The following is a 25,121-nucleotide window of genomic DNA, read 5'->3' as shown; positions in this document are numbered from 1 at the left end:
GATTCCTATAAATAGTAGTCTGTCCTATAGACTCTCCTTTAATAAAATAGCAATTTGGAAACGCTTTTCATATCCATAATTTTATTGAATATGAAAAGCGTTGTCAAGGAAAATCTAGGAAAGCATGAAATATTTATCTTAGCTTCAGTTTACTCAATCTTTCATTTAATTCATAGGTTTCATTCTCCATATGGGATACTATCTGTAATATATCCTTAATGGTGTTTGCTTCACTATCTATGCTAGATGCAATTTCTTCTACCGATGCAGTATTTTCTTCTGAAATAGCTTCTAGGTTTTCCATCCCTTCCGACATTATTGCTGTACTTGAAGTTATTTCTTCTGTAGAATCAGATACTTCCTCTACCATAGATGACACCTTCTGTATAGACTCTGTAATACTTTCAAAGCGATTTATTACATCATCTACTTGTACATGACTTGCTGCTGCTTTTTGAGATACTTCTTGCATGGACTTTGAAGCATTTAAAATCCCTTTCCGTATATCTTCTAAAAGACTAGATATTTCACCTGCCGACTTTGATGATTCCTCTGCTAAGGTTCTTACTTCTTCTGCTACTACTGTGAATCCTGCGCCATGTTCCTTTGCTCTGGCAGCTTCTATTGAAGCATTTAATGCTAAAAGATTTGTTTGTTTAGCTATGCCTGTAATAGTATCTACTATGTTATTTATTTCATTTGAATGTTCATCCAACTTCATCATTAATTCTGTTGTTTCATTAACAACTTTACCTACATCATTAATTTGATTTTTCATTTTTTCAATTGCTTCATTTCCTTGGATTGCATTGTTTTGAGTCTCTGTGGCTTCTACCGTTACCTGTTGTGAATGTCTGGCTATATCTTTAATAGCTTGATGTGTTCCTAAGATTGAATCAGTCATTTTCGACATTTCAACTGTTTGCCCTGCTATTCTTTCGGTTACATTATCAACAGTATCATCTATTTGTTCAAAGGATATACTAACCTCTTCAAATGCTTTAGAAAACTGTTTAGTATTATCCAGTAAATTTCTAGAATTTTCATCTACATTCAATAATATACTCTGTATTGTATCAAGCATTTGATTTGTGCATATTGCTAATTCGCCTATTTCGTTATTTTCCTCAATTTCCAGTCTCTTAGTAAGATCCCCACTTAATTCTGCTATTTCTCTCATCTTAATTACCAGACTTTCTATTGATTTGCTTTGTCTCATAGTTATAAATCGAACAATCCACCATATGAAAAACAAGCTTACTGCTAATATAGCTATTAGTATACCTAAGAATAGAGTCTGTAATTTAATGAACGCCTTTGTATTTACATTTATACCTAAAACAGCTGTTACTTTATCATTCTGAGAAATAGGTATATAAACTGCTGAATATGCTTCTTGAGTAAGGAAATCCTGATCTATTGCTACGGTATGAGTACTTCCTGTCTCATAGGCCATGTCCATCTCCTCATTATTATGGGACAGATACTCTCCTATATTGTGTTTATCACTACTAGATGTATTTGCTATATATATCCATTTGTTATTGGAATCCTTTGTAAATACATAAATATCTTCCAGTATGGATTTAGCCTTACTTGATATTTCTTCCAAAGTATTTACAATATGCTGGTAATCTTCACTGTTTTCATCTTTACTCACTGCAAGTTCCTTTAAATCATATTGAGATAACTCCCTTGTGGCGATTCCCATCATAGCATTAAGTGAGATATTCAACATTTGATGTGCTGCTATATTCACCGTTTTATAAACGAAAAATCCAAATCCTAAAAATAAAACAATTATAAAGATCATTATATTTCTTGTCCACTGTTTACGCAAAGTTGTCTTTTTCTTGTTTTTTGTTGCACGTTTCATTTACTTCCCCCTTAAATTGCACAAAATGGTACCAATTTTTTTGTTAAATGAGGTTATCTATATAATATTTTCTATGTTGACTATTTTATTTCTCTCTACTATTTCTATTTCTAATCAATATCAATCGCAACAGTTGTGCAATACCACTGGCCATAGCCGCCACATATGTTAGAGCCGCAGCATTTAAAACCTTTTTTGCCCCTTTAATTTCATCTTCTACAACAAATCCATTGCTGTCAAGTAGTTGTAAAGCACGGCTGCTTGCATTAAATTCAACTGGCAGGGTAATTATCTGAAAAGCCACAGCAGCTCCAAATATCCATATGCCAATATCCATTAATCCACCAAGACTAGGAATCATCAGTCCTACGGCAATAAAAACCCAAGCTGTAGAAGACCCGAAACTAGCCAAAGGAAATATCATATTTCTTAAAGATAAGGGAATATATCCATTAGCATGCTGAATAGCATGACCTACTTCATGTGCAGCAACACTAACGGAAGCAATAGAATTACCCTGATACACTTCAGGGGATAATCTAAGTACACCGTTTGCTGGGTCATAGTGGTCGCTTAAATGTCTCTTTGAAACTTCTATTGGTATATGATGTAATCCATGCTGATCTAAAAGTGTTCTTGCTACTTGAACTCCTGTATATGACTTCTGTGTTGATTTTCTCAAATATTTAGCAAAATTTGATTTTACCTTACTTTGAGCATAGATGGTTAAAATAATTGCTGGAAGCAAAATAATCATTGTAGGATCAAATCCATAAAATCCTCTTGAATATAACATATAATCACTCCTTAATTTTATTTTAAATTTTTTTATAGATAACCAACATCATAATAAAAATACACGTTCGGCTGTTTCGAATATGGATAACTCCTACAATTCATTCAGCTATAAAATCCTAAAATTTATAAACTCGCTACGCTCAAACATATAAATTTCTTTACGGATTTTATAGCCTCATTCATTGGGAGTTATTCCATATTCTGCAAATGCACTCTCTTAGTATTTTTTATTATGATTTCGTGTTGGTTATCTATATTAATAGATTTTAATATATTAACTCAACTGTAAAAACAGAGCCTATATTGGGAATACTATGGACATGAATATTTCCTCCATATAGATCTATAATCTTCTTTACTAAAGGCAATCCCAATCCATTACCTTCAGAAGAATGAGATCTATCCCCTTGATAGAACTTTTCAAAAATACGCTGCAATACTTCTTCACTCATACCAATACCATGGTCTTTAATTTCTACTCTTATAATTGAACCTGTTTCCTCAAGTTTTATACTAATAACACTATTATCTCTTGAAAATTTTATTGCATTTCCCAAAAGATTGATCCAGGCCTGCTGAAATAATCCTTCATCTCCTACATATTTAACCTTATGAAGTTCAATATCAAACTCAATATTCTTTTTACTCCATTCATATTCCAAAAGTAAAATACTTTTTCTTATTTGCTCATCTAGCCAAAATTCTGTTGTTCTCCCTACTATCTCTTGACTTTCTAATTTTGAAAGTTTTAAAATATTAGAGGAAAGTTTAGACAATCTTATGGTTTCTTCTGCAATTATATCTGTATATTCTTTTCTTTCAATTTCCGTTAAATTCCCTTTCTGCAGCAATCTAGCAAATCCTTGAATAGATGCAATTGGAGTTTTAAATTCATGTGATACATTTGTGATAAAGTCCTTGCGAAGATATTCTATGTTTTTTAGTTCTCGAGTCATTTTGTTAAAGTTATGGGTAAGTTGCCCTATTTCATCTTGTCTTTCAACTTCAACAGATACATCAAAATTTCCCTTTGCTACTTCCTGCGTAGCAGAGGTTAGTTCCAATATTGGTTTGACTATTCTCTTAGATAAAAGTATAATACATATACTCCCTATAACAACATACACTAACATGGTAAACCATACTCTAGATACTACTATTTTAAAGATTGTATTTTTAGGATATAGGCTAATTTGAATAAATGAGTCATCTAAAAATAATACTACTACAGGACTGTTTCGCTTGCTTTCATATGAGAAAACAGGCTCATTATTATAAATCTTTTCTAACTCTTTTTCTGTAAACTTAAATAAATCGATATTTTCAATTTTACTAACATGAGATGTTGAAGTAGATGTAATATTTGCAATTTCTTCTATACTTAAATCTGTCTTTTCATATAGCTGTAATATAGAGTTTGCTATTTTAAATTGATTTAGTTTAATTTCATCTTCAATATTCTCAGTAAATATAGTTGATATAATAAAGGATAGAATAGAAGAACTATAAATTATAATAATAAAAAATAAAGCTAGTTTTACAGCAATCTTTTTCATATTTTTATCTCTGCCTTATATCCTAATCCTCTAACTGTAATAATCTCAAATTCGTCAAATTCAGAAAACTTGTCCCTTAAACGCCTAATATGGACATCTACTGTACGTTCGTCAGCTTCTGAATCCATTCCCCATATTTCATCCATAAGCTGTTGTCTTGTGAATATTTGCTTGGGATAACTCAACAGCTTAAATAATAAATAAAATTCCTTCTTAGGAAGATTTATAGATATGTCTTTTTTATTGACATCTAAAGTATTATAATCCAAAACTAATTCACCAATTGTTAGACGATACTCATTAACAATACGCGAACGACGCAATAGTGCTGCTACCCTTAATACCATCTCGTCTATATCTATGGGTTTTACCATATAGTCGTCTGTTCCTACAATAAATCCTTTTTTCTTATCATCAAGGGTTTCCTTAGCAGTTACCATTAGAATAGGTAAATTATAGTTGGATTTTCTAAGTAAATCAGTTAATTGATAACCATCCATGTTTGGCATCATAATATCACTGATAATTAAATCTATATGTATCATATCCAATATCTCTAATGCTTGAATACCGTCATTAGCCATTAAAACATTATATCCTTGCTGCTTTAATACAGCTCCAATTAATTTTTGCAAATTCTTATCATCTTCAGCTACTAGAATATTAATCATATATATCCCTCTTAACAATATTATTTTAAAAACGAATCCATAGTATTAGTGAAATCCTTATATAATTATAAAACACTAATATGAACTGAATATTAATTTTTATAAGAATTAGTTATAAAAAATAACTCTTTCTAAAATAAGAGTTATTTTTATAGTTAAATATTATTTTATATTAATTATTATTAATTCAATTATAATGCAAGTAGTCAAAAATAATATCTCACTTAAATACATAATATCTATTGTATCTCTTACATCTCTCTTTTGAATAGATCGTATATTATCACCAATAGTTGGTTTTTCAACTAGCCTGCCATGGTAATAATTATTTCCACCTAGCTGAACACCTAAAAGCCCTGCAACAGCTCCTTCTGGATATGCGCAGTTAGGACTTTTATGGTTTTTTCTATCTCTTGTCATTATTCTAAAACCATCTTTTATATTAAATCTTCCTATAGATCCTAAACACATAAAAATCCCAGTAAGTCTCGCAGGAATATAATTAAATATATCATCTATTTTTGCAGGAAAATATCCTAAATCTATATACTTATCATTCATATATCCTAACATAGAATCCATAGTATTTATAAACTTATAGGCTAGTCCCCCTGGTGCTCCTAACAAAATTATATAAATTAAAGGAGCTATAACTCCATCGGAAGTATTTTCTGCCACAGTCTCTACAGTTGCTTTTATGATTTCTTCTTCTGAAAGATTCTTAGTCTCTCTTCCAACAATATAAGAAAGTCTCTCTCTCCCCTGTTCTATACTGCTGTCTAAAGCTTCCGATACTTTAGTTGCCTCGTAGTCTAAACATTTTGCAGCTATACAAGTATAGATTAGGTATGTATCTACTAGGATATAAATAAGTCTATATTGTTTTATAAGTTTTAATAGTAAATATGGCACTGTAAATCCAAGTAAAATATTAATTATAACAATAATAAGTCCTGCAAGTTTAAGTCCATTTTTAGATTTAATAATTTTTCTTACTAATCTCTCTTCAAAAGAAATTATCCTCCCCATAAGCTTTACTGGATGAGGAAAGTTATAAGGATCTCCTAGCTTAAAGTCTAATAAAACTCCTAAAATTACACTCATTGACATATTAAATTCTCCTTAATTATTTACTAAATCCAATCCCATTATTTTATAAATATAATCCATATCCATATTTTCTCTAAGTATTGCAGCTAATTTACTTAACTCCCTTTCCATTTCTTCTTCTGTTTGAGGATTCATATTACATTCCTTGTCATAGTCTACTAAACTATCTTCATCCACTAACTCCAAATGTGCAAAGGGTATAGTACCTATAACTGGTATATTTAATATTTCTTCAATCATTTTAATTCCAGGATCTAAAAGGGTTTTATCTCCTCTAAATTTATTGATTATAAGCCCCTTTATCCTTTTTCTCTCATGTTCCTCCAATAGCATTACAGTACCATAGAGGGAAGCAAATACTCCTCCTCTATCTATATCTGCTACTAAAAGTACTGGAGCATCTGCCATTTCAGCCATACCCATATTTACTATATCATTTTGTTTTAAATTTATTTCAGCAGGGCTTCCTGCACCTTCTATAACCACAATATCGTTTTTGCTTTCTATTTCTTTATATATATCTAGTATCATTGGTTTTAATGTGTTTTTATACTTGAAATATTCCACAGCTTCCATATCCTCTTTATCTTCACCTTTTATAACTACCATAGACCCTTTATCTGATTTCGGTATAAGTAAAATTGGATTCATATTGGGATGGGGCTCAAGTCCTGCTGCCATAGCTTGTAAAGTTTGTGCTGTACTTATTTTATACCCATCTTTAGTAGTATAATATTTCGATGACATATTTTGAGATTTAAAAGGATAAACCTTATAGCCATCTTCTTTAAAGATTCTGCATAATCCTGTACACATTAAACTTTTACCTGCGGAAGATGTTGTACCTTGTATCATAATATTTGTCATGTTTCTCCCCCTATCTATATTTTTGTATTTCTTCTTCTAGACTATCTACATTATACTCTAATGATAATACTGGATTTATATTATATTTATCTAATAGATAATATAGTTCTTCTATTTTCTCTAGAGCTGGTGCTTGGTGATTATCGTATAGACCATCATTGGAATGGATATGAATATAGAAAATATAATCTTTAAGCTCCTTAATCCATTCTTCCAATGTAACCTTTCCTAAATTAGCGTGCCCTATATCTAGATTGATTTTAACATTAGGCAAGTTTATAGTTTCTATTAACTCTTTTAACATAGTTGGAGTCTCCTCGAATATATTCTCTAAGAGTATTACTCCTTTATAATCTGGTACTTCCTTTAGAATTTCTTCCCAAAATTCCCTACTTTGAGTATTATTTAATTTCCTTATGGATGGCTGATTTAAATATGGATTTATTTGACTATGAAATATTAAATAATCTATGTTTAACTCTTTAGCCACATTTATAGTATATAAATATCTATTATAACTTACCTCTCTAATTAATTTATCTGGACTTGAAGGCTTCAGATCTAAAAAAGGTCCATGTAAGGCTTTAATGTTTTTAAACCCTTTAAGCTTGGCCTTATATCTATGAATTATCGTATTAATTTCATTTAATGACAAATTAGGCTCTGTAAAATCTTGTATTTCAATACCTATATTGAGTTTTTCAATCTCTTCCATATTTAAACTATCTATGGTACTTATGGTTTTTAATATTTTCCTTTTCATATACTCACTCATCCCTTTAAGATTTATTCTTCTTTGAATGAATCAACCAAGTTACTTCTATCAAAGAAGATGGTAACAATATCAAATCCTCATAAACCAAATATTTCCCTTCCCATCTCGGATCAAATTTATTTTTATATTTTCTTAGACCATCAAAACTATAAAAATGTTTACCATATTTAAATACCAAGTGTGCAATTCTCTCTTGGATATGAGCATTTTGTGCTATACCTACATTTGAAAGTGGAGCCATTCCAAGATTGAATATCTTATAGTTATCATCTTTAAATGTCAAAATCAAATTTAATATAAGAAAAGTCATAGTGTTATTAGGTACTTCCTTTCTAAAACGCATTAAATCAATTGAAACCGATTTATCATCATAACTAGGACTTAAAGAAGCAAATGCTATTACTTCTTCTGTTTCTCTATTCTTTACAACTCCAATCTTAGATTTATCTAAATATTCTTTATTGAACCATCCAAGTGAAAAACCCATTTCCTCCCTATGGGCTAACCATTCATCAGAAACTTTTTTTAAATCTAAAAATAGACTTTCATCTATGGAATTCTCATAATATATCTCGAAAGTAAAACCATCTTTCTCAAATCGCCTAAGTATATTTCTAAAATCTCTACTTTTGGAACTATTTATGTCAAAATTATCAAGCTCTACTAGTCCTGTTTCACCTAATTTAAAGAAATAATATCCATGATCATGATAAAAAGGCAATAATCTTTCACTTGTTTGATAAAAAACTGATTTATATCCATATTCATCTATGAAGTCCTGAAACTCTGTTAAAGCTTCACCAAAGTACTTTGCATCTCCAATGGGATCTCCTAAAACTACAGCAAGACCATGACTTATCTCATATTGAATTAAAACCTTATTATTTTTAGGCCAAAATAAATGTTTATCCTTTAAGAATATAAGATGAGTTAAGAAATTCCCATCATATTCCTGTAAAAATTTATTTACCCTTTCTTCATCAACATCTTCATACCTGTCATTATTCGTTATCCTCTCCTTTGTCAATTCATAATAGACAACAAAAATAATGAGAAAACCATAAGCAATAACTCCACTAGGTATAGGCCAAGAGATTCCCTTTGTAATTAAAGACTTAAAATACTCAATTCTTATGAAATCCTTCAGTATTATATGGGACATTTTTACATAGGCTAGAAGCCCGATAAATGCTAATATCAAAGTCATAATAGCTTTAAACCAATCAATTGGCAAACTTCTTCTATAGAAACTATGCTTGGACATTTTTAATATTATTAGAACTAGTATTAGGAAAATCGCTTCCTCATAAGCAAACCCCTTAATCATTGCAAATATAGCACCAAAAAACAATAGCCACATAGTAATTTTATAACTGCGCTTTACCTTCATTCTTATTTCTCTAGAGATAACTATCAGCAATATTCCTATACATATTGTTAGCTGTCTTGATAACTGTAAAATTGGAAACGATAAAAGCCTTGAAGCTATTTTAATTCGTTCAATTGCCCCTGGAGCTAATGCAGATAATAATAAGGTTACTCCAGATGCTAATATTAATATTGATAATAATAGATTTGTAATACTAGATGTTTTATTAATAAAATCTTTTATCTTTGAAAAATCTATAAATTGATTTAATTTGTCCTCGCTTTGAGATTGTATTATTAAAGTAAGATTTATTCCTATTATCAAAGGCAGTATATAGTAAAAAATTCTATATAATATTAATATAGCTAAGACATTTTCAGTTCCTACACCATAATATTGAAAGCCAAGTAATACTACTAAATCAAATGACCCCACTCCACCAGGCAGTAAGCTTAAGATACCAGCCATAGAACCTAAAGTAAATATAATAAATACTATATATAAATTTATCCCTTGGCTAAACTGTCTAGCAATAACCAAGAATAAGGTAAAAGCAATCATCCATTCTATAAAGGATAAGAATAGTAGTTTCACTCTCAAAATAATTCTATTATTATCTACATCTCTTGAACTTTTCTTTAAGGTATCAAATATTTTATCTATGAAAAAATAGATAACAAAGTATATCATAAAAGCAATAATGGCTATAATTATCCATCTATACTTCTCTAAAAGCGGACTTATATATTGATATTTAAACAGTGCAATAATCATCATAAGAGAAAGACCTATACCTGTTGATGGAATTAGTAGTAAATTATAATCTATAATATCCTCTTTATTGTTAGCACTCTTTTTAAATAGAAGTGATCTGATGGAAGCACCTGTTAATCCGCCTAACCCAGAAATATTATTTATTGTATTAGCCACAAAAGTAATGCTAAATATAGTTGTCTTTTTTATATCAAAATTTAGATATTTTATTATTGCAAAATCATATAAACTCATTGATGATACTGCTAATATTCCTAAAATAGTAAATATAAATATAAGAGATAGAGGAAATTCCCTGATTATAGATATTATCTTAGCAAAATCTATTGATTTTAATTCCCTTACTCCTCCAGCAATTATAACTCCTATCATAAGCATTATAAATATTACTCTTGAAATCTTTGCTCCATTTTTCTTTAATAGCAATTTAAGTTTTTCCATATACTCCTCCATCTGTGATACTCATTAATTTACTATTCTCTATAAATCTATATTTATTCTAATACCTAAATAATATATTACATCGTTTTTCAAATTTTATCAATGGAGTTAAATATTGTAGATTTAGCTTAACTGATTTATTATAAATAATAAAAACTGCTAACAAGTTTCTTTGTTAGCAGTTTTTTATCCGTTGAAGGTGAAAAACTATCTTCTAGTTACCAGCCCCTTCTTCCACAAGTTCTCCTTCTATTTCACCATCTTCAATACTCAGATATACGCCTTCGTATGCAGCAATATATATTTCTTTTAATTGGCTTATTAATGGGTATCTTGGATTTGCTCCAGTACATTGATCATCAAATGCTTGTTCAGACATATCATCTAAGGAAGCATAGAATTTTTCTCTATTAACACCAAAGTCAGCAATAGATTTTGGTATTCCAACCTTATCCTTTAATTCATCTATGGCTTCTATTAATAATTCCATCTTTTCATGGTCTGTATTTCCACCTAATCCTATATAATCAGCTATTTTAGCATATCTTTCCTGTGCATTAGGATATTTGTATTGAGAAAAAGCTGCTTGTTTAGTAGGATTATTTACTCCATTAAATCTAATTACTTCATTTATTAACATTCCATTAGCCACTCCATGAGGGACTTGATGGAATGCTCCTAGTTTATGGGCTAATGAGTGACATATTCCTAAAAACGCATTAGCAAAAGCCATACCTGCAATAGTAGAGGCATGAGCCATTTTTTCTCTAGCTTCTACATTTGTACTACCCTCATTATATGCTATTGGTAAATATTTAAATATGGATTCGATTGCTTGTAGCGCTAGGCCATCTGTAAACTCTGTAGCCATAATGGATACATATGCTTCAATGGCATGGGTTAAAGCATCAATGCCTGAGACAGCCGTTAGACCTTTTGGCATATTCATCATAAATTCTGTATCTACTATTGCCATATTAGGAGTTAATTCATAGTCTGCAAGAGGATACTTTATTCCTGTTTTTTCATCTGTTATGACAGCAAATGGTGTAACTTCTGAACCAGTCCCTGCTGAAGTAGGAATAGACACCATCATTGCCTTTTGTCCCATTACAGGGAATGTATATACTCTCTTCCTTATATCCACAAACCTCATAGCTAAATCATTAAATTCAACTTCTGGGTGTTCATATAAAACGTGCATTATCTTTGCTGCATCCATAGGCGAACCTCCACCTAGACCAATTATTATATCTGGTTCAAAGTTCTTCATTTCTTCTGCACCTTTTATGGCAATTTCAAGAGTAGGATCTGGTTTAACATCTGCGAAAACTTTATATGCAATACCAGATTCATCAAGGACATCTGTTAATTTCTTTGTATATCCTAAATCATAAAGTACCTTGTCAGTTACTATAAATGCTTTCTTTTTACCCATTTCTCCTAGTTCTCTTACTGCAACTCCTAGACAACCATATTTAAAATATACTTTCTCAGGTACTCTAAACCAAAGCATATTATCTCTCCTTCTCGCAACAGATTTAATATTTAGTAATTGCTTTACTCCTACGTTTTCAGATACAGAGTTTCCACCCCATGATCCACAACCCAAAGTTAATGAAGGAGCTAATTTAAAGTTAAATAAATCACCTATGGCACCTTGAGAAGATGGCATATTTATTATAGTTCTTCCAGTTTTCATCCTTGCACCAAATTTTTCTATTCTATCTTTACATATCATTTCATTTGTATAAAGTACAGATGTATGTCCTAATCCTCCATGTGCCACTAGTTTTTCAGTCATTTCAAGCCCATGGTTAAAATCATCTACCTTATACATTGCCAAAACAGGAGATAATTTTTCATAACTAAAAGGTTCTTCTTGTCCTACAGCCTCTACTTCTCCTATTAAAACTTTAGCTTCTTTTGGCACTGTAATACCTGCTAATTCTGCAATTTTATAAGCAGGTTGTCCTACTATATCTGGATTTACTGCACCATTTTTAAGTAATATACTTCCTACCTTATTCTTTTCATCTTCATTTAAAATATATGCTCCTCTATGTTCAAGTTCTTCCTTGGCTTCTTGATATACCTCTTTAACTACTAATATAGATTGTTCTGATGCACAAATAACACCGTTATCAAATGTTTTTGATAATAAAACGGAGTTTATTGCCATTTTAAGATCTGCTGTTTCATCTATAATGGCCGGAGTATTTCCAGGACCTACACCAACAGCTGGTCTGCCTGATGAGTATGCAGCCTTTACCATTCCAGGCCCACCAGTAGCAAGGATCAAATCTGCCTCCTGCATAACTAACTGTGATAACTCTATTGATGGGTCGTCAATCCAAGCTATTATTCCCTCTGGAGCGCCAGCCTTTACTGCTGCATCAAGGACTATTTTAGCTGCTGCTATGGTGCATTCCTTTGCTCTAGGGTGAGGTGAAAAAATAATTCCATTTCGTGTTTTTAAGGATATTAAAGATTTAAATATTGCTGTTGATGTGGGGTTTGTCGTAGGTACAATTGCAGCAATAATTCCCACTGGCTCTGCTATTTTTGTTAGTCCAAAAGAAGAATCCTCTTCTATAATATCGCAAGTTTTTTCATTTCTATACTTATTATAGATATATTCAGCTGCATAGTGATTTTTGATAACCTTATCTTCTACAATACCCATTCCTGTTTCTTCTACTGCTAATTGAGATAATTTAATTCTTTGGTCATTAGCTGCCATAGCGGCTTCAAGAAATATTTTATCTACTTGTTCTTGAGTAAATGTAGCAAATTTTTTCTGAGCTCCCCTAAGCTCTTCCAACTTCATTAAAAGTTCTTCTTTGTTTGTTACTCTCATACTCAAAGCACCCCTTTAATCATTTTCTTAATAATATCTCTATTCCATATATTAGGGTATAATAGCTTCAGTAATAAGTAAGACTAAATATTATTCTTTTAGTATTATATCATATAACTAATACTTTTCCTAATGTTTTACAGAATAAATAGAAATATCTAAAATTTCTGACTAAAATTAAAAACCAAAACAGATTTTAAAATCTATTTTGGTTTTTAGTAACTTCTTTAAGCATTAATATTATTTACTATTTAGCCTTATTATATCTTTCTTCTATCTCATTCCAATCAACTAGATTCCACCAAGAATCTATATAGTCTGCTCTTTTATTCTTATACTTTAAATAATAAGCGTGTTCCCATACATCTATACCAAGAAGTGGTACTTTCCCTTGTGAAATTGGATTATCTTGATTTGCTGTAGCAACTATTTCAAGTTTTCCATTGTAAAGTACTAGCCATGCCCATCCACTACCAAATTGACCTAAAGCTGATTTTTTAAAATCCTCTTTAAATTTATCAAATCCACCTAAATTTTCATCAATTTTCTTTCCAAGCTCTCCTTCTGGCTTTCCCCCACCTTTAGGTGACATTATATCCCAGAATAAAGTATGGTTATAGTGACCACCACCATTATTTCTTACAGCAGCTCTAATGTCTTCTGGCAATCTATCTAGGGATTTTAAAATATCCTCTATCTCCATTCCTTGAAACTTCTCATGACCTTCTAAGGCTTTATTTAAATTATCTACATAGGCTTGATGATGTTTTGAATGATGTGTTTCCATAGTTAACTGGTCTATATGTGGTTCTAAAGCATCATATGAATATTTTAATTCTGGTAATAAAAATTTCATTTTATCGCTCCTTTTTATCTATATTAATTTGATTGTTATCGTATTATATATATGCCCACTTTTTCAATTGATAAACATTATCATTTAAAATCTTTAAATTTTAATATATAAAAGCTCTAGTGCAGTTTGTTTCACTAGAGCTTAATGTTGTATTCTATATTATAGTATTACTACTGGTTTAATTAAATCCCAAGACTTAGTTTTCATCATTTCCAATGCATCTTCTATTTTCTCAAATCCATGGAAAACATGGGTTACTATTTTACTAGGATCGATTAGCCCAGACTTTACCAACTCAATCTGTTTTTCCATTCTCTCCCTGCCACCAGGTGTTATTTTTCCCGTAATACTTAATTTAGTGTCACTTGGAAATTCAAGTCTAGGGACTGAAAACTTTTCTCCACTACCAAAGTGATTTACATTTCCTATATATCCTCCAGGCTTAACAACCTTTACTGCATTTGTAATTGCATCTGAATCCATACCTGCCACTAGGGCTTTATCTACTCCTTCACCTTTTGTTAATTCAAGAATCTGATCAGATATTGGACCATCTTTATGGTATATAATATCTGTTGCTCCATAAAATTTAGCGGCTTGGATTAATTCTTTATTAGCACCTACTATGATGATTCTTTTAGCTCCCTTTAGCTTAGCCCCAGCAACTGCCATTAATCCTATGGATGGGGTACCTAAAACTGCCACTGTATCGTTGTATTCTACCTCTGCTAATTCTACAGCATGAAGTCCTGTAGATACTGTATCCGTAAGCATAATGGCAGATTCTAATGAAATATCCTCTGGTAATAATGCTACATTCATATCTACATCATTTACATGAAAGTATTCTGAGAAAACTCCATCCTTTATATTTGAAAATTTTCTCCCGATTATCTGCTGTGCACAATTATTATCTGAACTATTATTTCTTCCATCAAGTGTAATAGCTGGTACGATTACTTTATCCCCTGTTTTAAAATCTTTAACCTTTTCTCCAACCTCTATAATTTCTCCAATAGCTTCATGTCCCAAAATCAAATTTTCTCTATAATTTAATTCGCTTTGGTATGCAGTATAAATATCTGATATACATGGTGCTAATGCTAAAGGTCTAAGTATTGCATCATAAGGCCCTGCAATTGGTCTTTCTTTTTCTATCCATCCTACTTTATTTGATTCAAGCATTGCAAACCCTTTCATACCCATTCCTCCCTTTATATTAAAACATAGTTTATATTAATAACTTATAATTGCAATTTCCTTGCCATATTCTTATATTCTATTTAAAATTAAATTATATCTTACATAATGTATATAGACATCAATATTATAGCCATACATTGATTATAAAAATCATTTTCTAAAACTTTTATCCATTCTTTTATGAATTCTTTTTGAAATTATTAATTAAATATCTTGAAGTTTATTTCTTGACTATGAAAGTTTTTTCACTTATTATATATATAGTATTCTAATAAGGAGCTAATTATATGAGTAAAAATATGAGTAGTAAAAGTAAAGATGATATTAAAAAGAAATTTTTTCTCAATACTAAAAGCCCTGCTTTTGCAGAAAGCTTAAGATACTGTGAAAAGGTTGCTAACTCCAATGCTAATGTTTTATTAATAGGCGAATCTGGTACTGGCAAAGAAGTGGCCTCTAAATATATTCATGCCTGTAGCCCTAGGGCCTCAGATAATATGGTAGCTGTTAATTGCAGCGCTTTTACTGAAACACTTTTAGAATCTGAACTGTTTGGATACGAGCAAGGAGCTTTTACAGGTGCCTTAAAATCTAAAAAAGGTAAATTTGAGCTTGCACATGAGGGAACTCTATTTTTAGATGAAATCGGTGATACTAGCCTACTTACTCAAGTGAAGCTTTTAAGAGTAATAGAAACTAAAAAATTTGAACGAATTGGCTCTAATACACCTATGTTAATAGACTTTAGACTTATTTGTGCGACTAACAATGATTTAGAAGAAAATATTTTAAACAATACTTTTAGGGAAGATTTTTTCTATAGAATTAGTACCATTGCCATTAGAATCCCACCACTTCGAGAACGTAAGGAAGACCTTGTGGATATGGTTCAATTTTTTTTAAAACAAGCTTGTGATGAAAATAATTGTGAAGTATCTTATATTGAACCAGATGTCAACGAATTCTTATATAATTATGATTATCCTGGAAACATTAGGGAGCTTAAAAATACTATTGATAGGCTAGTAGTATTATCTGAAGATGGTATTATAAGGAAAGATGATCTTCCAATTTTATATGCCATTGGTAAACAGAAATCTAGCTTCAGTACAAATAAATTTGAATCCATAGTTCCATTAAAGGACTTTAGGAAAGATGCAGAAACTAAATATTTACAGTGGGTTTTAGATGAAGTCCATGGAAATGTAGCAGAGGCTTCTCGTAGACTTGATATTAGTTCTCGTCAGCTATTTAATAAGATTAATGAATATGGATTGCAAAAATAATAAAAACCCTTGATTAGAATATGGCTCTAATCAAGGGTTTTCCCTTAGATATGTGAAAGGGATATATTGATTTTATTCAATTAATCTTCTTGATGATTCAGATTCTGACATAGCAATTTATGTGTTGACAAACTCATAATAATTTGTTAAATTTGAGTGTAATTAAATAATATATTGCTGTGATGAAGAGGAGTAATTGAGAAGACTAAATGAGCGAGCTAGGGATGGTGCAAGCCTAGTATAGTTTATCAACGAAGGGCACTTTTGAGCAATACGATCAAGATGGGCATTTTGCCAATTAGGGTGGAACCGCGGAAGAACAGTCTTTCGTCCCTAACTTTTATAGTTAGAGACGGAAGACTTATTTTGTTGTTTTACAAAAATATTGTGGGAAGTATGAAAAATGGCAACAGAAAAGACGATGGAAAAAATTGTTTCATTAGCTAAGTCTAGAGGATTTATTTTTCCAGGTTCAGAAATCTATGGAGGACTTGCAAATACATGGGACTATGGTCCACTCGGTGTTGAATTAAAAAATAATGTAAAAAAAGCATGGTGGAAAAAATTTATACAACAAAATCCATATAATGTTGGATTAGATGCATCTATTCTGATGAATCCTAAAGCATGGGAAGCATCTGGTCACATTGGAAGCTTCAGCGATCCTTTAATGGATTGCAAAAAGTGTAGATCACGTTTCAGAGCTGATAAGCTAATCGAAGATTATATGCACAGTCAAAATGAAGAAACTATTGTAGACGGTTGGAGCAATCAGCAAATGAAGTCATATATAGATGAAAGAGGAATTACATGCCCTGAATGTGGTCAAAAGGATTTTACAGATATCCGTCAATTTAATTTAATGTTTAAAACATTCCAAGGAGTAACTGAAGACTCAAGTACAGAAATATTTTTAAGACCAGAAACGGCACAAGGAATCTTTGTAAACTTTAAAAATGTTCTAAGAAGCTCAAGAAAAAAAGTGCCATTTGGAATTGGGCAAATTGGAAAATCCTTTAGAAATGAAATTACCCCTGGTAACTTTACATTTAGAACTAGAGAATTTGAACAGATGGAGCTAGAGTTTTTTTGTAAGCCTGGAGAAGATTTAGAATGGTTTAATTACTGGAAAGAGTTCTGTAAAAACTGGCTATTAAATCTAAATTTAACGGAAGAAAATCTTCGTATAAGAGATCATGCACAGGAAGAGCTATGCCATTATAGTAAGGCAACAACAGACTTTGAATATAGATTCCCATTTGGCTGGGGAGAGCTTTGGGGAATTGCAGATAGAACAGATTTTGATCTAAAGCAACATAGCCAATATTCGGGTGAAGATTTTACATATCAAGATCCTATTACAAATGAAAAATATGTACCATATTGTATAGAACCTTCTGTAGGGGTTGATCGTGTTGCATTAGCATTCCTAGTAGATGCATATGATGAAGAAGTTGTTGATGAAAAAGATACAAGAGTAGTTTTAAGACTACATCCTGTTTTAGCACCTTTTAAAGCAGCGGTACTTCCACTTACTAAAAAATTAAAAGACCAAGCTCTAGAGCTTTATGAAAAATTATCAGAGAATTATATGGTAGATTATGACGAAGCGGGAAGTATAGGAAAACGATATAGAAGGCATGATGAGATTGGAACACCTTTCTGTATAACATTCGACTACGACTCACTAGAGGATCACTGTGTAACTATTAGACACAGAGACAGTATGGAACAAGAAAGAATTCTTATTTCAGATTTAGAAGCATATTTAAATGAAAAGCTAAAGTTTTAATAGAAGAATTGCTTATACTATATGGTATAGGCAATTTTTTATATGACAGAAAAATTATGAGCATATTGTACTCAAAGATGGAAGATATTTAGTAGGTGTAGATAGTAGCTCACAGAGCGATTGGATAGATACCAATATAGTTAAGCATTTTAACAGGGAAGCCAATTTAGACTCCCCTACTTAATGTTTTCTATGTTTTTTTAACTTATTCATTATCCTTTAAGTTTTATTCAATTCTGATTTTTTTCATTACATTCTATCAGGCACTTCTATTCCAAGTAAATCAAGAGAAGTTTCTAAAATATTTTTTGTTAAGGTAATAAGACTTAACCAAGAGTTTTTCTTTTCAATATTTTTCTCGCTTATAATTTTATTCTCATGATAAAATTTGTTGAATAGATTAGATAAATCATAAATATATTCACATAACTTGTTTGGAGCCTTTTCTAAAAAACTCAACTCTATCGCCTCATTAAATTTTGAAAGCTTTAGCATTAAATCTCTTTCACTCTCACTGTACGGTTCATGTATCATATCTGCATTATGCATTTTTTCCTCATTAACTTTTCTCAAAATAGATTTAATTCTTACAGTGGTATATAAAATATATGGTCCTGTATTTCCTTCAAAGGATGAAAATTTTTCCATGTCAAATATATAATCTTTAGTAACCTGATTAGATAAATCCCCATATTTTAATGCAGACAGTCCGACTTTTCTTGCTATATTATATATTTCAGATTCACTAAAACCCTTATTGTCATCGAGTTTACTTACTACATTATCTTGAATTATTCTAATCAAATCTTGTAGTCTCATAACACCACCTTCTCTAGTTTTAAAAGGTTTCCCATCTTTACCATTCATTGTTCCAAAACCGATAAAATCAAAGGATAGATTTTCATTTACAATTCTTGTTTTTTTAGCACATCTAAAAACTTGTTCAAAATGTAGTCCCTGTCTTTTATCAACAACATATATTATCTGATCCGGATTATAATCCTTTACTCTTTGCCAAATAGTAGCAAGGTCAGTAGTACTATATAATATAGCTCCATCTGATTTTAATATTATTATTGGTGGAATCGTATAAGTATCAGTTTCCTTAGCAACATCTATAACTAATGCTCCTTTGCTTTCATAGGTATAGTTGTTTTCCTTTAGATAATTTCCCATTTCATCAATATATTTTTGACTATCGCTTTCACCCATCCAAAGATCAAACTCCACATTTAAAGCACTATAATTTTTCTTCAAATCCTCTACAGAAACATTTAAAATATGCTTCCAAAGTGCTATATATCCTTTTCTCCCACTTTGTAACTCGAAGGTAACTTTTCTAGCTTCTTCCATTGCCTCAATATTGCTTTTTGCTAAGGAGCTTGCTGCTGGATATATTTCTTCAAGTTCATCTATTGTAAAAGGAGCTTCCTCAGGATATTCACCTTTATAATCCTTAACAAAATAAGGCAGCCCGGGCATACGCCTTCTAAGCTCAGATATTACCATTCCTATTTGCAAGCCCCAATCACCTAAATGAACATCACCTATGACATTATGTCCTAGAAATCTAGAAATTCTCTTTATTGCTTCACCAATAATTGCAGCTCTAAGATGACCAACATGAAGAGGTTTCGCAATATTTGCTCCGCCATAATCTACTATAATCGTCATAGGCTTTGCTGCATCAAAACAACCATATTTCTTATCTTTACTCATATCATTTAGGTAATCGACTAAAAAGTCATCCTTTATATTTATGTTTATAAATCCAGGTCCAGCAGAAGAAACATCTTTAAAAACATTAGTATTTTTCAATATTTCTAATATCTCATTAGCAATTTGTATAGGTGACTTCTTATACTTCTTAGACGCAGGTAGAGCTCCATTACATTGAAATTGACATAAATCAGGACGATTGGATATAGTAACATTACCAAAATTTCTTTCATATCCACATTGCTCAAAAGCATCTTCAACTATCCCACTTAATATTTTAATTAATTTTTCCATGGCTTCCCTCCTTAAATTTTATTATATTGGATGTTTCAGTAAATTATATTATTACTAGAACATCAAAATATACATAATGATAAAAAAACCGCCTCATAAACTGAGACGGGTCTAAATCCGCGGTACCACTCAAATTGACATATAGTCCACTTAAATACTTTAACGCAGTTAACGTATTATCCTCACAATTGCTCAGACATCTTCTCCGAGACCCTCTTCACCATCAACTTTCTTGCAAGACTCTCACTCTGTTCTTGCTCGCTGTTAGAAACCCAAATGGTTACTCTTCTCTTCCTAGAATTTCTAATTTTGTTAATTATTGTTGATTTTATATTATACATTACGAAAAGTCAATGAAAGATTTTTAGTAGGCTTCTAATATAGATATCGTGAATCTAAGGCTAAAAAACTATTGCATTATAGAAGCTCTAATGATTTTCCTCATTAGAGCTTGATTTTATTCGACTGATTTAAGTCTAACTATATCTTTATAATTACTTGCAGTGATCATCTGAACATCCGATATATGATTACTCCTATTATTTTATATCTTGAAAAGATCTTTTGATGTAGTATTAATTATAGAATATTTCCAGCTTTATTTCAATATAAAAATTTTACTACTCTCCATATTCTTCATCAAGTTCTGAACTAACTCCAAACAAATGATGTATATAATCCTGCTTTTCATTTAATACTCGTACAATTCGAATTTTATCATATTCCAAGTAATAAAAAATATAATTTTTCTCTGAAAACAAATATCGATACTCTGTTCTCACATCAATAATCTTATCCAGACTGACTCCTGATAAAGGATATTGTTCCAACCGTCTTATATCAGATATTATCTTTTTTAAAATTCTATTAGCAACATTCTTTCCCCAATTTTCTGTAATATATCCACTAATACGTTCCAAATCTTCCAATACTAACGGTGAATATTCCACTTTTAGCATATTTATAATCCTAATCTAGCTTCAACTTCCTCTGCTGAAAGCCATCCTTTGTCTCTAGCATATTTCTGCCCTTCTTCCAGATTTGCAAGTAATCTTATGGATGCTTTTAGTTTAGACAATTCACTAATTGTTATTATTGCATATTCACCTCGTCCATTTCTAGTTAAATAAACTGGACTGTCTTCTTTTACTTCATTGAGTACTTCAGTATAATTTCTTAAATCTGATATTGGTTTAATATTTATCATAACCTTCAGCTCCTTTTATATTTATTATATCCTTTGCGAAGACTAATATCAATGTGAATTAACATGTTAATTTACAGCATATACATTAATTATATTACACTAAAGAGATAGAAATATATCCCAAAATTTTTTTTATATCCCCCAGTGTGCATAATTTAGCGTTAAGGTGTGCAAATAACAGAACCCCTTCAATTCAAGGGGTTTATATTTTATCAATATTTAAGTTTATGTATGCCTAATAACTAAAATCTTAATACAATTTAACAATATTCGAATATCACTAAATTGTTTGCACCCGTTAACAAATCATCTCTATTGCCTATATTCATTGTTTTTTCTATCAAACAAGTTATCTCAGCAGTCATTTCCTACCAAAGGGTCGTCTTATACCATCTAATACCATGTTAATTTGGTTAATAGCAAGCTTATATAAACAGATATTTTCCTACTCCACACTCTCGACTATAGTTTTAAGCATTTCATCTATTTCACTTTTACTAATCCATTTTCCTCTTATCATGACTCCTTCTATCTTTTTCATATTAGTTATATCTTCTAAAGGATTTCCATCTAACAAAACTAAATCAGCATTTTTACCTGTTTCAACAGTACCAGATTCATCTAATATATTTAAGAATTCTGCCGCATTATAAGTTCCTGTTCTTAAGGCTTCATAAGGAGTAAGCCCTATGTCTACAAAATTGTATATCTCATCATGGATTGAAAATCCAGGTACTATAAAAGGATTATTTGTATCTGTTCCCAGTAAAATCTTACCTCCCTTATCATGTAATCTTTTAGCTATATGTTTAAGTCCACTAATTTCTATCATAGAAGACCCCATATTCATCCCTCCTTCCCAGGTCCTAATTATCAATGGATGAATATATTCAAGTCCCTCTATTTTTTCCTCAGCCAAAGACCTATTAAAATTTGAATAGACAACTATTGTAGGGCAATTCCATAAATTGTTTTCTATAGTCATATCATACAATTCATCACTGTCATAATACCTGCTTAAATGCTCTATAGATTTCTGCCCAGATTTTATCACTTTTTCTATACCTACCAATGAAGGGGCATGCCCTACTACAGGAATATTTTCTTTTTTAGCTGCCTTAACAATTGAATCATAAACATCCATTGTTAATTTCTCATATACTTTAATAAAATCATAACCCATTTTCTTAGAATTAGCAATCAATGGTTCCACATCTTCAGGATTTGTTACAACCAATGATCCTGACCATATTGGCTGCTCTCCATCTATTAAGGGAGTAGATATATACAGACGTGGCCCTAAAATCTCTCCCTCTTCAATTCGCTCCCTACGCCCTAATTTACCGTAATTACCAAACATATCTCTTATAGTTGTAATCCCATTGGCCAAATATAGTATAAGCTCATCATCCCCTTGCAACCAATGAACATGCATATCCGTTAAGCCTGGTACAAGATATTTACTTTTACCATCAATAACCATTGAATTTTTAGGTGCTCTCGTTTTCCATGGTTTACCTATCTTAACTATCTTTCCATCTTTAATCACTACGTTATAGCCCTCTAATATGGTTTCTGTATTCATAGGTATAATATTTACATTTTTAAAAACAGTTAATGAGGAGTCATTATTTAATTCATTACAACCAACATTTAAAAAAACAAAAACCACCATTAAAAAAATAAGTAAAATTTTTTTAAATTACGATTTGATATAAACATTGTTATCCCCCTTACATATTAAACTGGAACATGTGGATAGGTCCTGCGTCCTGACATACTTAAAGTTAATGTATTATATTAGCCTTGCAAGCCTGTATCTTTCAAAGCTTCATACTTAATGCTTGACTTTAACATTAAGTTTATCTCAGGATACTTGCTCTCCTTGTATTTACTTTGATTATACAACATACTACTTGACAACTGTATGTTATGATAAAATCATTTCTGTTGTTTCTACACCTGATAGAAAACCCATTTTATGATAAAGCATTTCTGCATTATTACCTAAGGTTACAAACAACCTAACTACTGGATACTGCTCTTTTAATATGGTTAATGCCCTTTTTATCATATTTATTGCTAATCCCTTTTTTTGGAATGATGGCTTTACTGCTATATCATACACATTAGGCCATTTTTCCCAAATAGATATTAAACATGCTCCTATGAGTTGATTCGTTTTTGTTTCATAAATTAATGTAGATGCCTTGTTTACCAAACTATTTTCTGGATTCTCATCAAAATAATATTGTATTTGGCTCTCAATCTCTGACTTGCTTTTGCCTTCAATCCCAGTGGCAAAAGCTTCTGCCAAAAGTTCACTTATTTCATTTTTATTTTCTTTTCTAGCTGAAACAATTTTATATTCATCACTCCAAATTATTTCAAATTCTTCAGTAGGTCTAATCATACATCTCCTAGATTCCCCCATTTTAAATCCAGCTCTCTGGTAATATTTAACTTCATTTGTTTTAACACAACCTACAATAATTGGTTTACTTTTATCTGACCAACATAACAATATGTTTCTTAACTTGCCAATTATAATATCATATTCATTACTATATGGTGGTTCTAAAATTAAGCAATTCATATAATTAGGTTCCAGCAAAACACCACCAATTCTATTACCATCTTTTTTAATCCAAAAACAAATATCACAGTCTTCTATAACTGAACAATAATCATCAAAGCTCTGTCTAAACCAAATATTTGTATCAAATATTTCATATACAGCAAAATATATAGAGAATTCCTTTCCAGTTACCCTTTCAATAGTGTATCCATCAAACAGATTATATTTTTTAATATTCCCTGACAATCTTTCATACATAATATTTATCCCCCTATCACTAGAATACTTCTTAGAAGTTATTGGAAAATTCCCACCATTCCATTATACACCATTAAAATGATTAATACATTATACTTCTTATTAAGGATTTAATAAAAATAAGCCAGTCAGGACTATGAATTTTAATCCCAATTGGCTTTAATAAGCTATCAAATTTAAGTCTAACAATCCACTTATAATTATTTTCAGTAATCATCTCTACAAAATAATAGTTTACTTATACATTCGGATACACCATGTTTTGTATTCATGTTTTTTATAAAATCTAATGATACTATCCATATCTTTTGTTGAGGAATAAATTAATGATCTTTCAATTCCATTTTCTTTTGCCGTATTTAATATTTTTTCTAACAAAATATTTCCTAAACCTGTACCTCTATTATTTTGTGATATATAAATATCGTCTACTTCAACATAAGCTTCTCCCTCATTAAATATACCTATATTTTCTGCATTATGTACTGTTCCATATACAAAACCAACAATCTCACTATTTAATTTAGCAATATAAAAGTATTTACCGACTTTTTCCTCTAAATAACTTTTATCAGCTGGAACAAATCCATGAGTTATATCTTCTATCTCCCATTGTTGCTGTAAAGATATAATCTTATCTAAATCCTCATAGGTACATTCTCTAATAATCAAATTATCCATTAAAATCTACCTCGCTTAGTTCATACTTTACTGCTAAAATTCCATTGCTTTAATTTTTCTAAAAAGAAATACATAGTTTCTCTCTTTTCTTGATTTAATTATAACATTAATTTAGAATTTATTAACTTTATTTATATTATTTAGTATAAA

The 25,121-nt window shown here is 30.8% G+C and carries 19 protein-coding genes and 1 other annotated feature; of the genes, 2 read left to right on the top strand and 17 right to left on the bottom strand.

Going from position 1 to position 25,121, the window contains the following annotated elements; genetic code table 11:
- Positions 1 to 133: 133 nt before the first annotated feature.
- The 11 genes from RBU61_RS04040 to RBU61_RS03990 all read right to left on the bottom strand — a co-directional run bounded on the left by RBU61_RS04040 (position 134) and on the right by RBU61_RS03990 (position 15,153).
- Entirely contained in the window at positions 134 to 1,876 is a 1,743-nt protein-coding gene (locus RBU61_RS04040) for a methyl-accepting chemotaxis protein (RefSeq protein WP_308878287.1), read from the bottom strand.
- Positions 1,877 to 1,961: 85 nt separating this feature from the next.
- Positions 1,962 to 2,672 carry a zinc metallopeptidase gene (locus RBU61_RS04035; RefSeq protein ID WP_308878286.1) on the bottom strand — a complete coding sequence of 237 codons (711 nt, stop codon included), beginning with the start codon at positions 2,670 to 2,672 and terminating at the stop codon, positions 1,962 to 1,964.
- Between the two features lie 268 nt (positions 2,673 to 2,940).
- Positions 2,941 to 4,230: a HAMP domain-containing sensor histidine kinase gene (locus RBU61_RS04030; protein WP_308878285.1), complete on the bottom strand. Its 1,290-nt coding sequence runs from the start codon at positions 4,228 to 4,230 to the stop codon at positions 2,941 to 2,943.
- Positions 4,227 to 4,901 carry a response regulator transcription factor gene (locus RBU61_RS04025; RefSeq protein WP_308878284.1) on the bottom strand — a complete coding sequence of 225 codons (675 nt, stop codon included), beginning with the start codon at positions 4,899 to 4,901 and terminating at the stop codon, positions 4,227 to 4,229. The genes RBU61_RS04030 and RBU61_RS04025 overlap by 4 nt, the downstream gene beginning before the upstream one ends.
- Before the next feature lie 162 nt (positions 4,902 to 5,063).
- Complete coding sequence (cbiB, locus tag RBU61_RS04020; RefSeq protein WP_308878283.1) at positions 5,064 to 6,011, bottom strand: adenosylcobinamide-phosphate synthase CbiB; 948 nt, start codon at positions 6,009 to 6,011, stop codon at positions 5,064 to 5,066.
- A gap of 12 nt (positions 6,012 to 6,023) precedes the next feature.
- Complete coding sequence (locus tag RBU61_RS04015; RefSeq protein WP_308878282.1) at positions 6,024 to 6,878, bottom strand: cobyric acid synthase; 855 nt, start codon at positions 6,876 to 6,878, stop codon at positions 6,024 to 6,026.
- A 10-nt stretch (positions 6,879 to 6,888) separates the two neighbouring features.
- On the bottom strand, positions 6,889 to 7,641 hold the full coding sequence (locus tag RBU61_RS04010) for a sugar phosphate isomerase/epimerase (RefSeq protein WP_308878281.1): 753 nt from the start codon (positions 7,639 to 7,641) through the stop codon (positions 6,889 to 6,891).
- A gap of 16 nt (positions 7,642 to 7,657) precedes the next feature.
- Positions 7,658 to 10,237 (bottom strand): bifunctional lysylphosphatidylglycerol flippase/synthetase MprF, encoded by a 2,580-nt coding sequence (gene mprF / locus RBU61_RS04005; protein ID WP_308878280.1) that lies wholly within the window; start codon positions 10,235 to 10,237, stop codon positions 7,658 to 7,660.
- A gap of 214 nt (positions 10,238 to 10,451) precedes the next feature.
- On the bottom strand, positions 10,452 to 13,097 hold the full coding sequence (adhE, locus tag RBU61_RS04000) for a bifunctional acetaldehyde-CoA/alcohol dehydrogenase (RefSeq protein ID WP_308878279.1): 2,646 nt from the start codon (positions 13,095 to 13,097) through the stop codon (positions 10,452 to 10,454).
- 247 nt (positions 13,098 to 13,344) lie between these two features.
- Positions 13,345 to 13,953 carry a superoxide dismutase gene (locus tag RBU61_RS03995; RefSeq protein WP_308878278.1) on the bottom strand — a complete coding sequence of 203 codons (609 nt, stop codon included), beginning with the start codon at positions 13,951 to 13,953 and terminating at the stop codon, positions 13,345 to 13,347.
- Between the two features lie 159 nt (positions 13,954 to 14,112).
- Positions 14,113 to 15,153 (bottom strand): zinc-binding dehydrogenase, encoded by a 1,041-nt coding sequence (locus tag RBU61_RS03990; protein ID WP_308878277.1) that lies wholly within the window; start codon positions 15,151 to 15,153, stop codon positions 14,113 to 14,115.
- A 290-nt stretch (positions 15,154 to 15,443) separates the two neighbouring features.
- Between RBU61_RS03990 and RBU61_RS03985 the strand changes: the two genes are divergently transcribed.
- Positions 15,444 to 16,442, top strand: coding sequence for a sigma-54 dependent transcriptional regulator (locus tag RBU61_RS03985; protein WP_308878276.1), 999 nt, complete (start codon positions 15,444 to 15,446; stop codon positions 16,440 to 16,442).
- 403 nt (positions 16,443 to 16,845) lie between these two features.
- A complete protein-coding gene (locus tag RBU61_RS03980; protein WP_308878274.1) occupies positions 16,846 to 18,234 on the top strand; it encodes a glycine--tRNA ligase in 1,389 nt (462 codons plus the stop codon).
- A 249-nt stretch (positions 18,235 to 18,483) separates the two neighbouring features.
- On the opposite strand, the gene argS is transcribed toward RBU61_RS03980, so the two are convergent.
- The 6 genes from argS to RBU61_RS03950 form a co-directional block, all read right to left on the bottom strand.
- The gene (gene argS / locus RBU61_RS03975) at positions 18,484 to 20,247 is read right to left on the bottom strand and encodes an arginine--tRNA ligase (protein ID WP_308878273.1); all 1,764 of its coding nucleotides are present in this window, start codon (positions 20,245 to 20,247) and stop codon (positions 18,484 to 18,486) included.
- A 98-nt stretch (positions 20,248 to 20,345) separates the two neighbouring features.
- Positions 20,346 to 20,552 (bottom strand) — a binding site (T-box leader).
- Positions 20,553 to 20,867: 315 nt separating this feature from the next.
- A complete protein-coding gene (locus RBU61_RS03970) occupies positions 20,868 to 21,206 on the bottom strand; it encodes a type II toxin-antitoxin system RelE/ParE family toxin (RefSeq protein WP_308878272.1) in 339 nt (112 codons plus the stop codon).
- Between the two features lie 2 nt (positions 21,207 to 21,208).
- Positions 21,209 to 21,454, bottom strand: a complete 246-nt coding sequence (locus RBU61_RS03965) for a type II toxin-antitoxin system prevent-host-death family antitoxin (RefSeq protein ID WP_308878271.1) — start codon at positions 21,452 to 21,454, stop codon at positions 21,209 to 21,211.
- A gap of 445 nt (positions 21,455 to 21,899) precedes the next feature.
- Entirely contained in the window at positions 21,900 to 23,003 is a 1,104-nt protein-coding gene (locus RBU61_RS03960; RefSeq protein WP_308878270.1) for an amidohydrolase family protein, read from the bottom strand.
- A 381-nt stretch (positions 23,004 to 23,384) separates the two neighbouring features.
- Positions 23,385 to 24,290, bottom strand: a complete 906-nt coding sequence (locus RBU61_RS03955; RefSeq protein WP_308878269.1) for a GNAT family N-acetyltransferase — start codon at positions 24,288 to 24,290, stop codon at positions 23,385 to 23,387.
- A gap of 234 nt (positions 24,291 to 24,524) precedes the next feature.
- The gene (locus RBU61_RS03950; RefSeq protein WP_308878268.1) at positions 24,525 to 24,971 is read right to left on the bottom strand and encodes a GNAT family N-acetyltransferase; all 447 of its coding nucleotides are present in this window, start codon (positions 24,969 to 24,971) and stop codon (positions 24,525 to 24,527) included.
- Between the last annotated feature and the right edge of the window lie 150 nt (positions 24,972 to 25,121).

Source organism: Tissierella sp. MB52-C2, assembly GCF_030931715.1.
Lineage (GTDB): Bacteria > Bacillota > Clostridia > Tissierellales > Tissierellaceae > Tissierella.
Note: the sequence above shows the minus strand (reverse complement) of the source record. Positions and strands in the feature narration are given on the sequence as shown.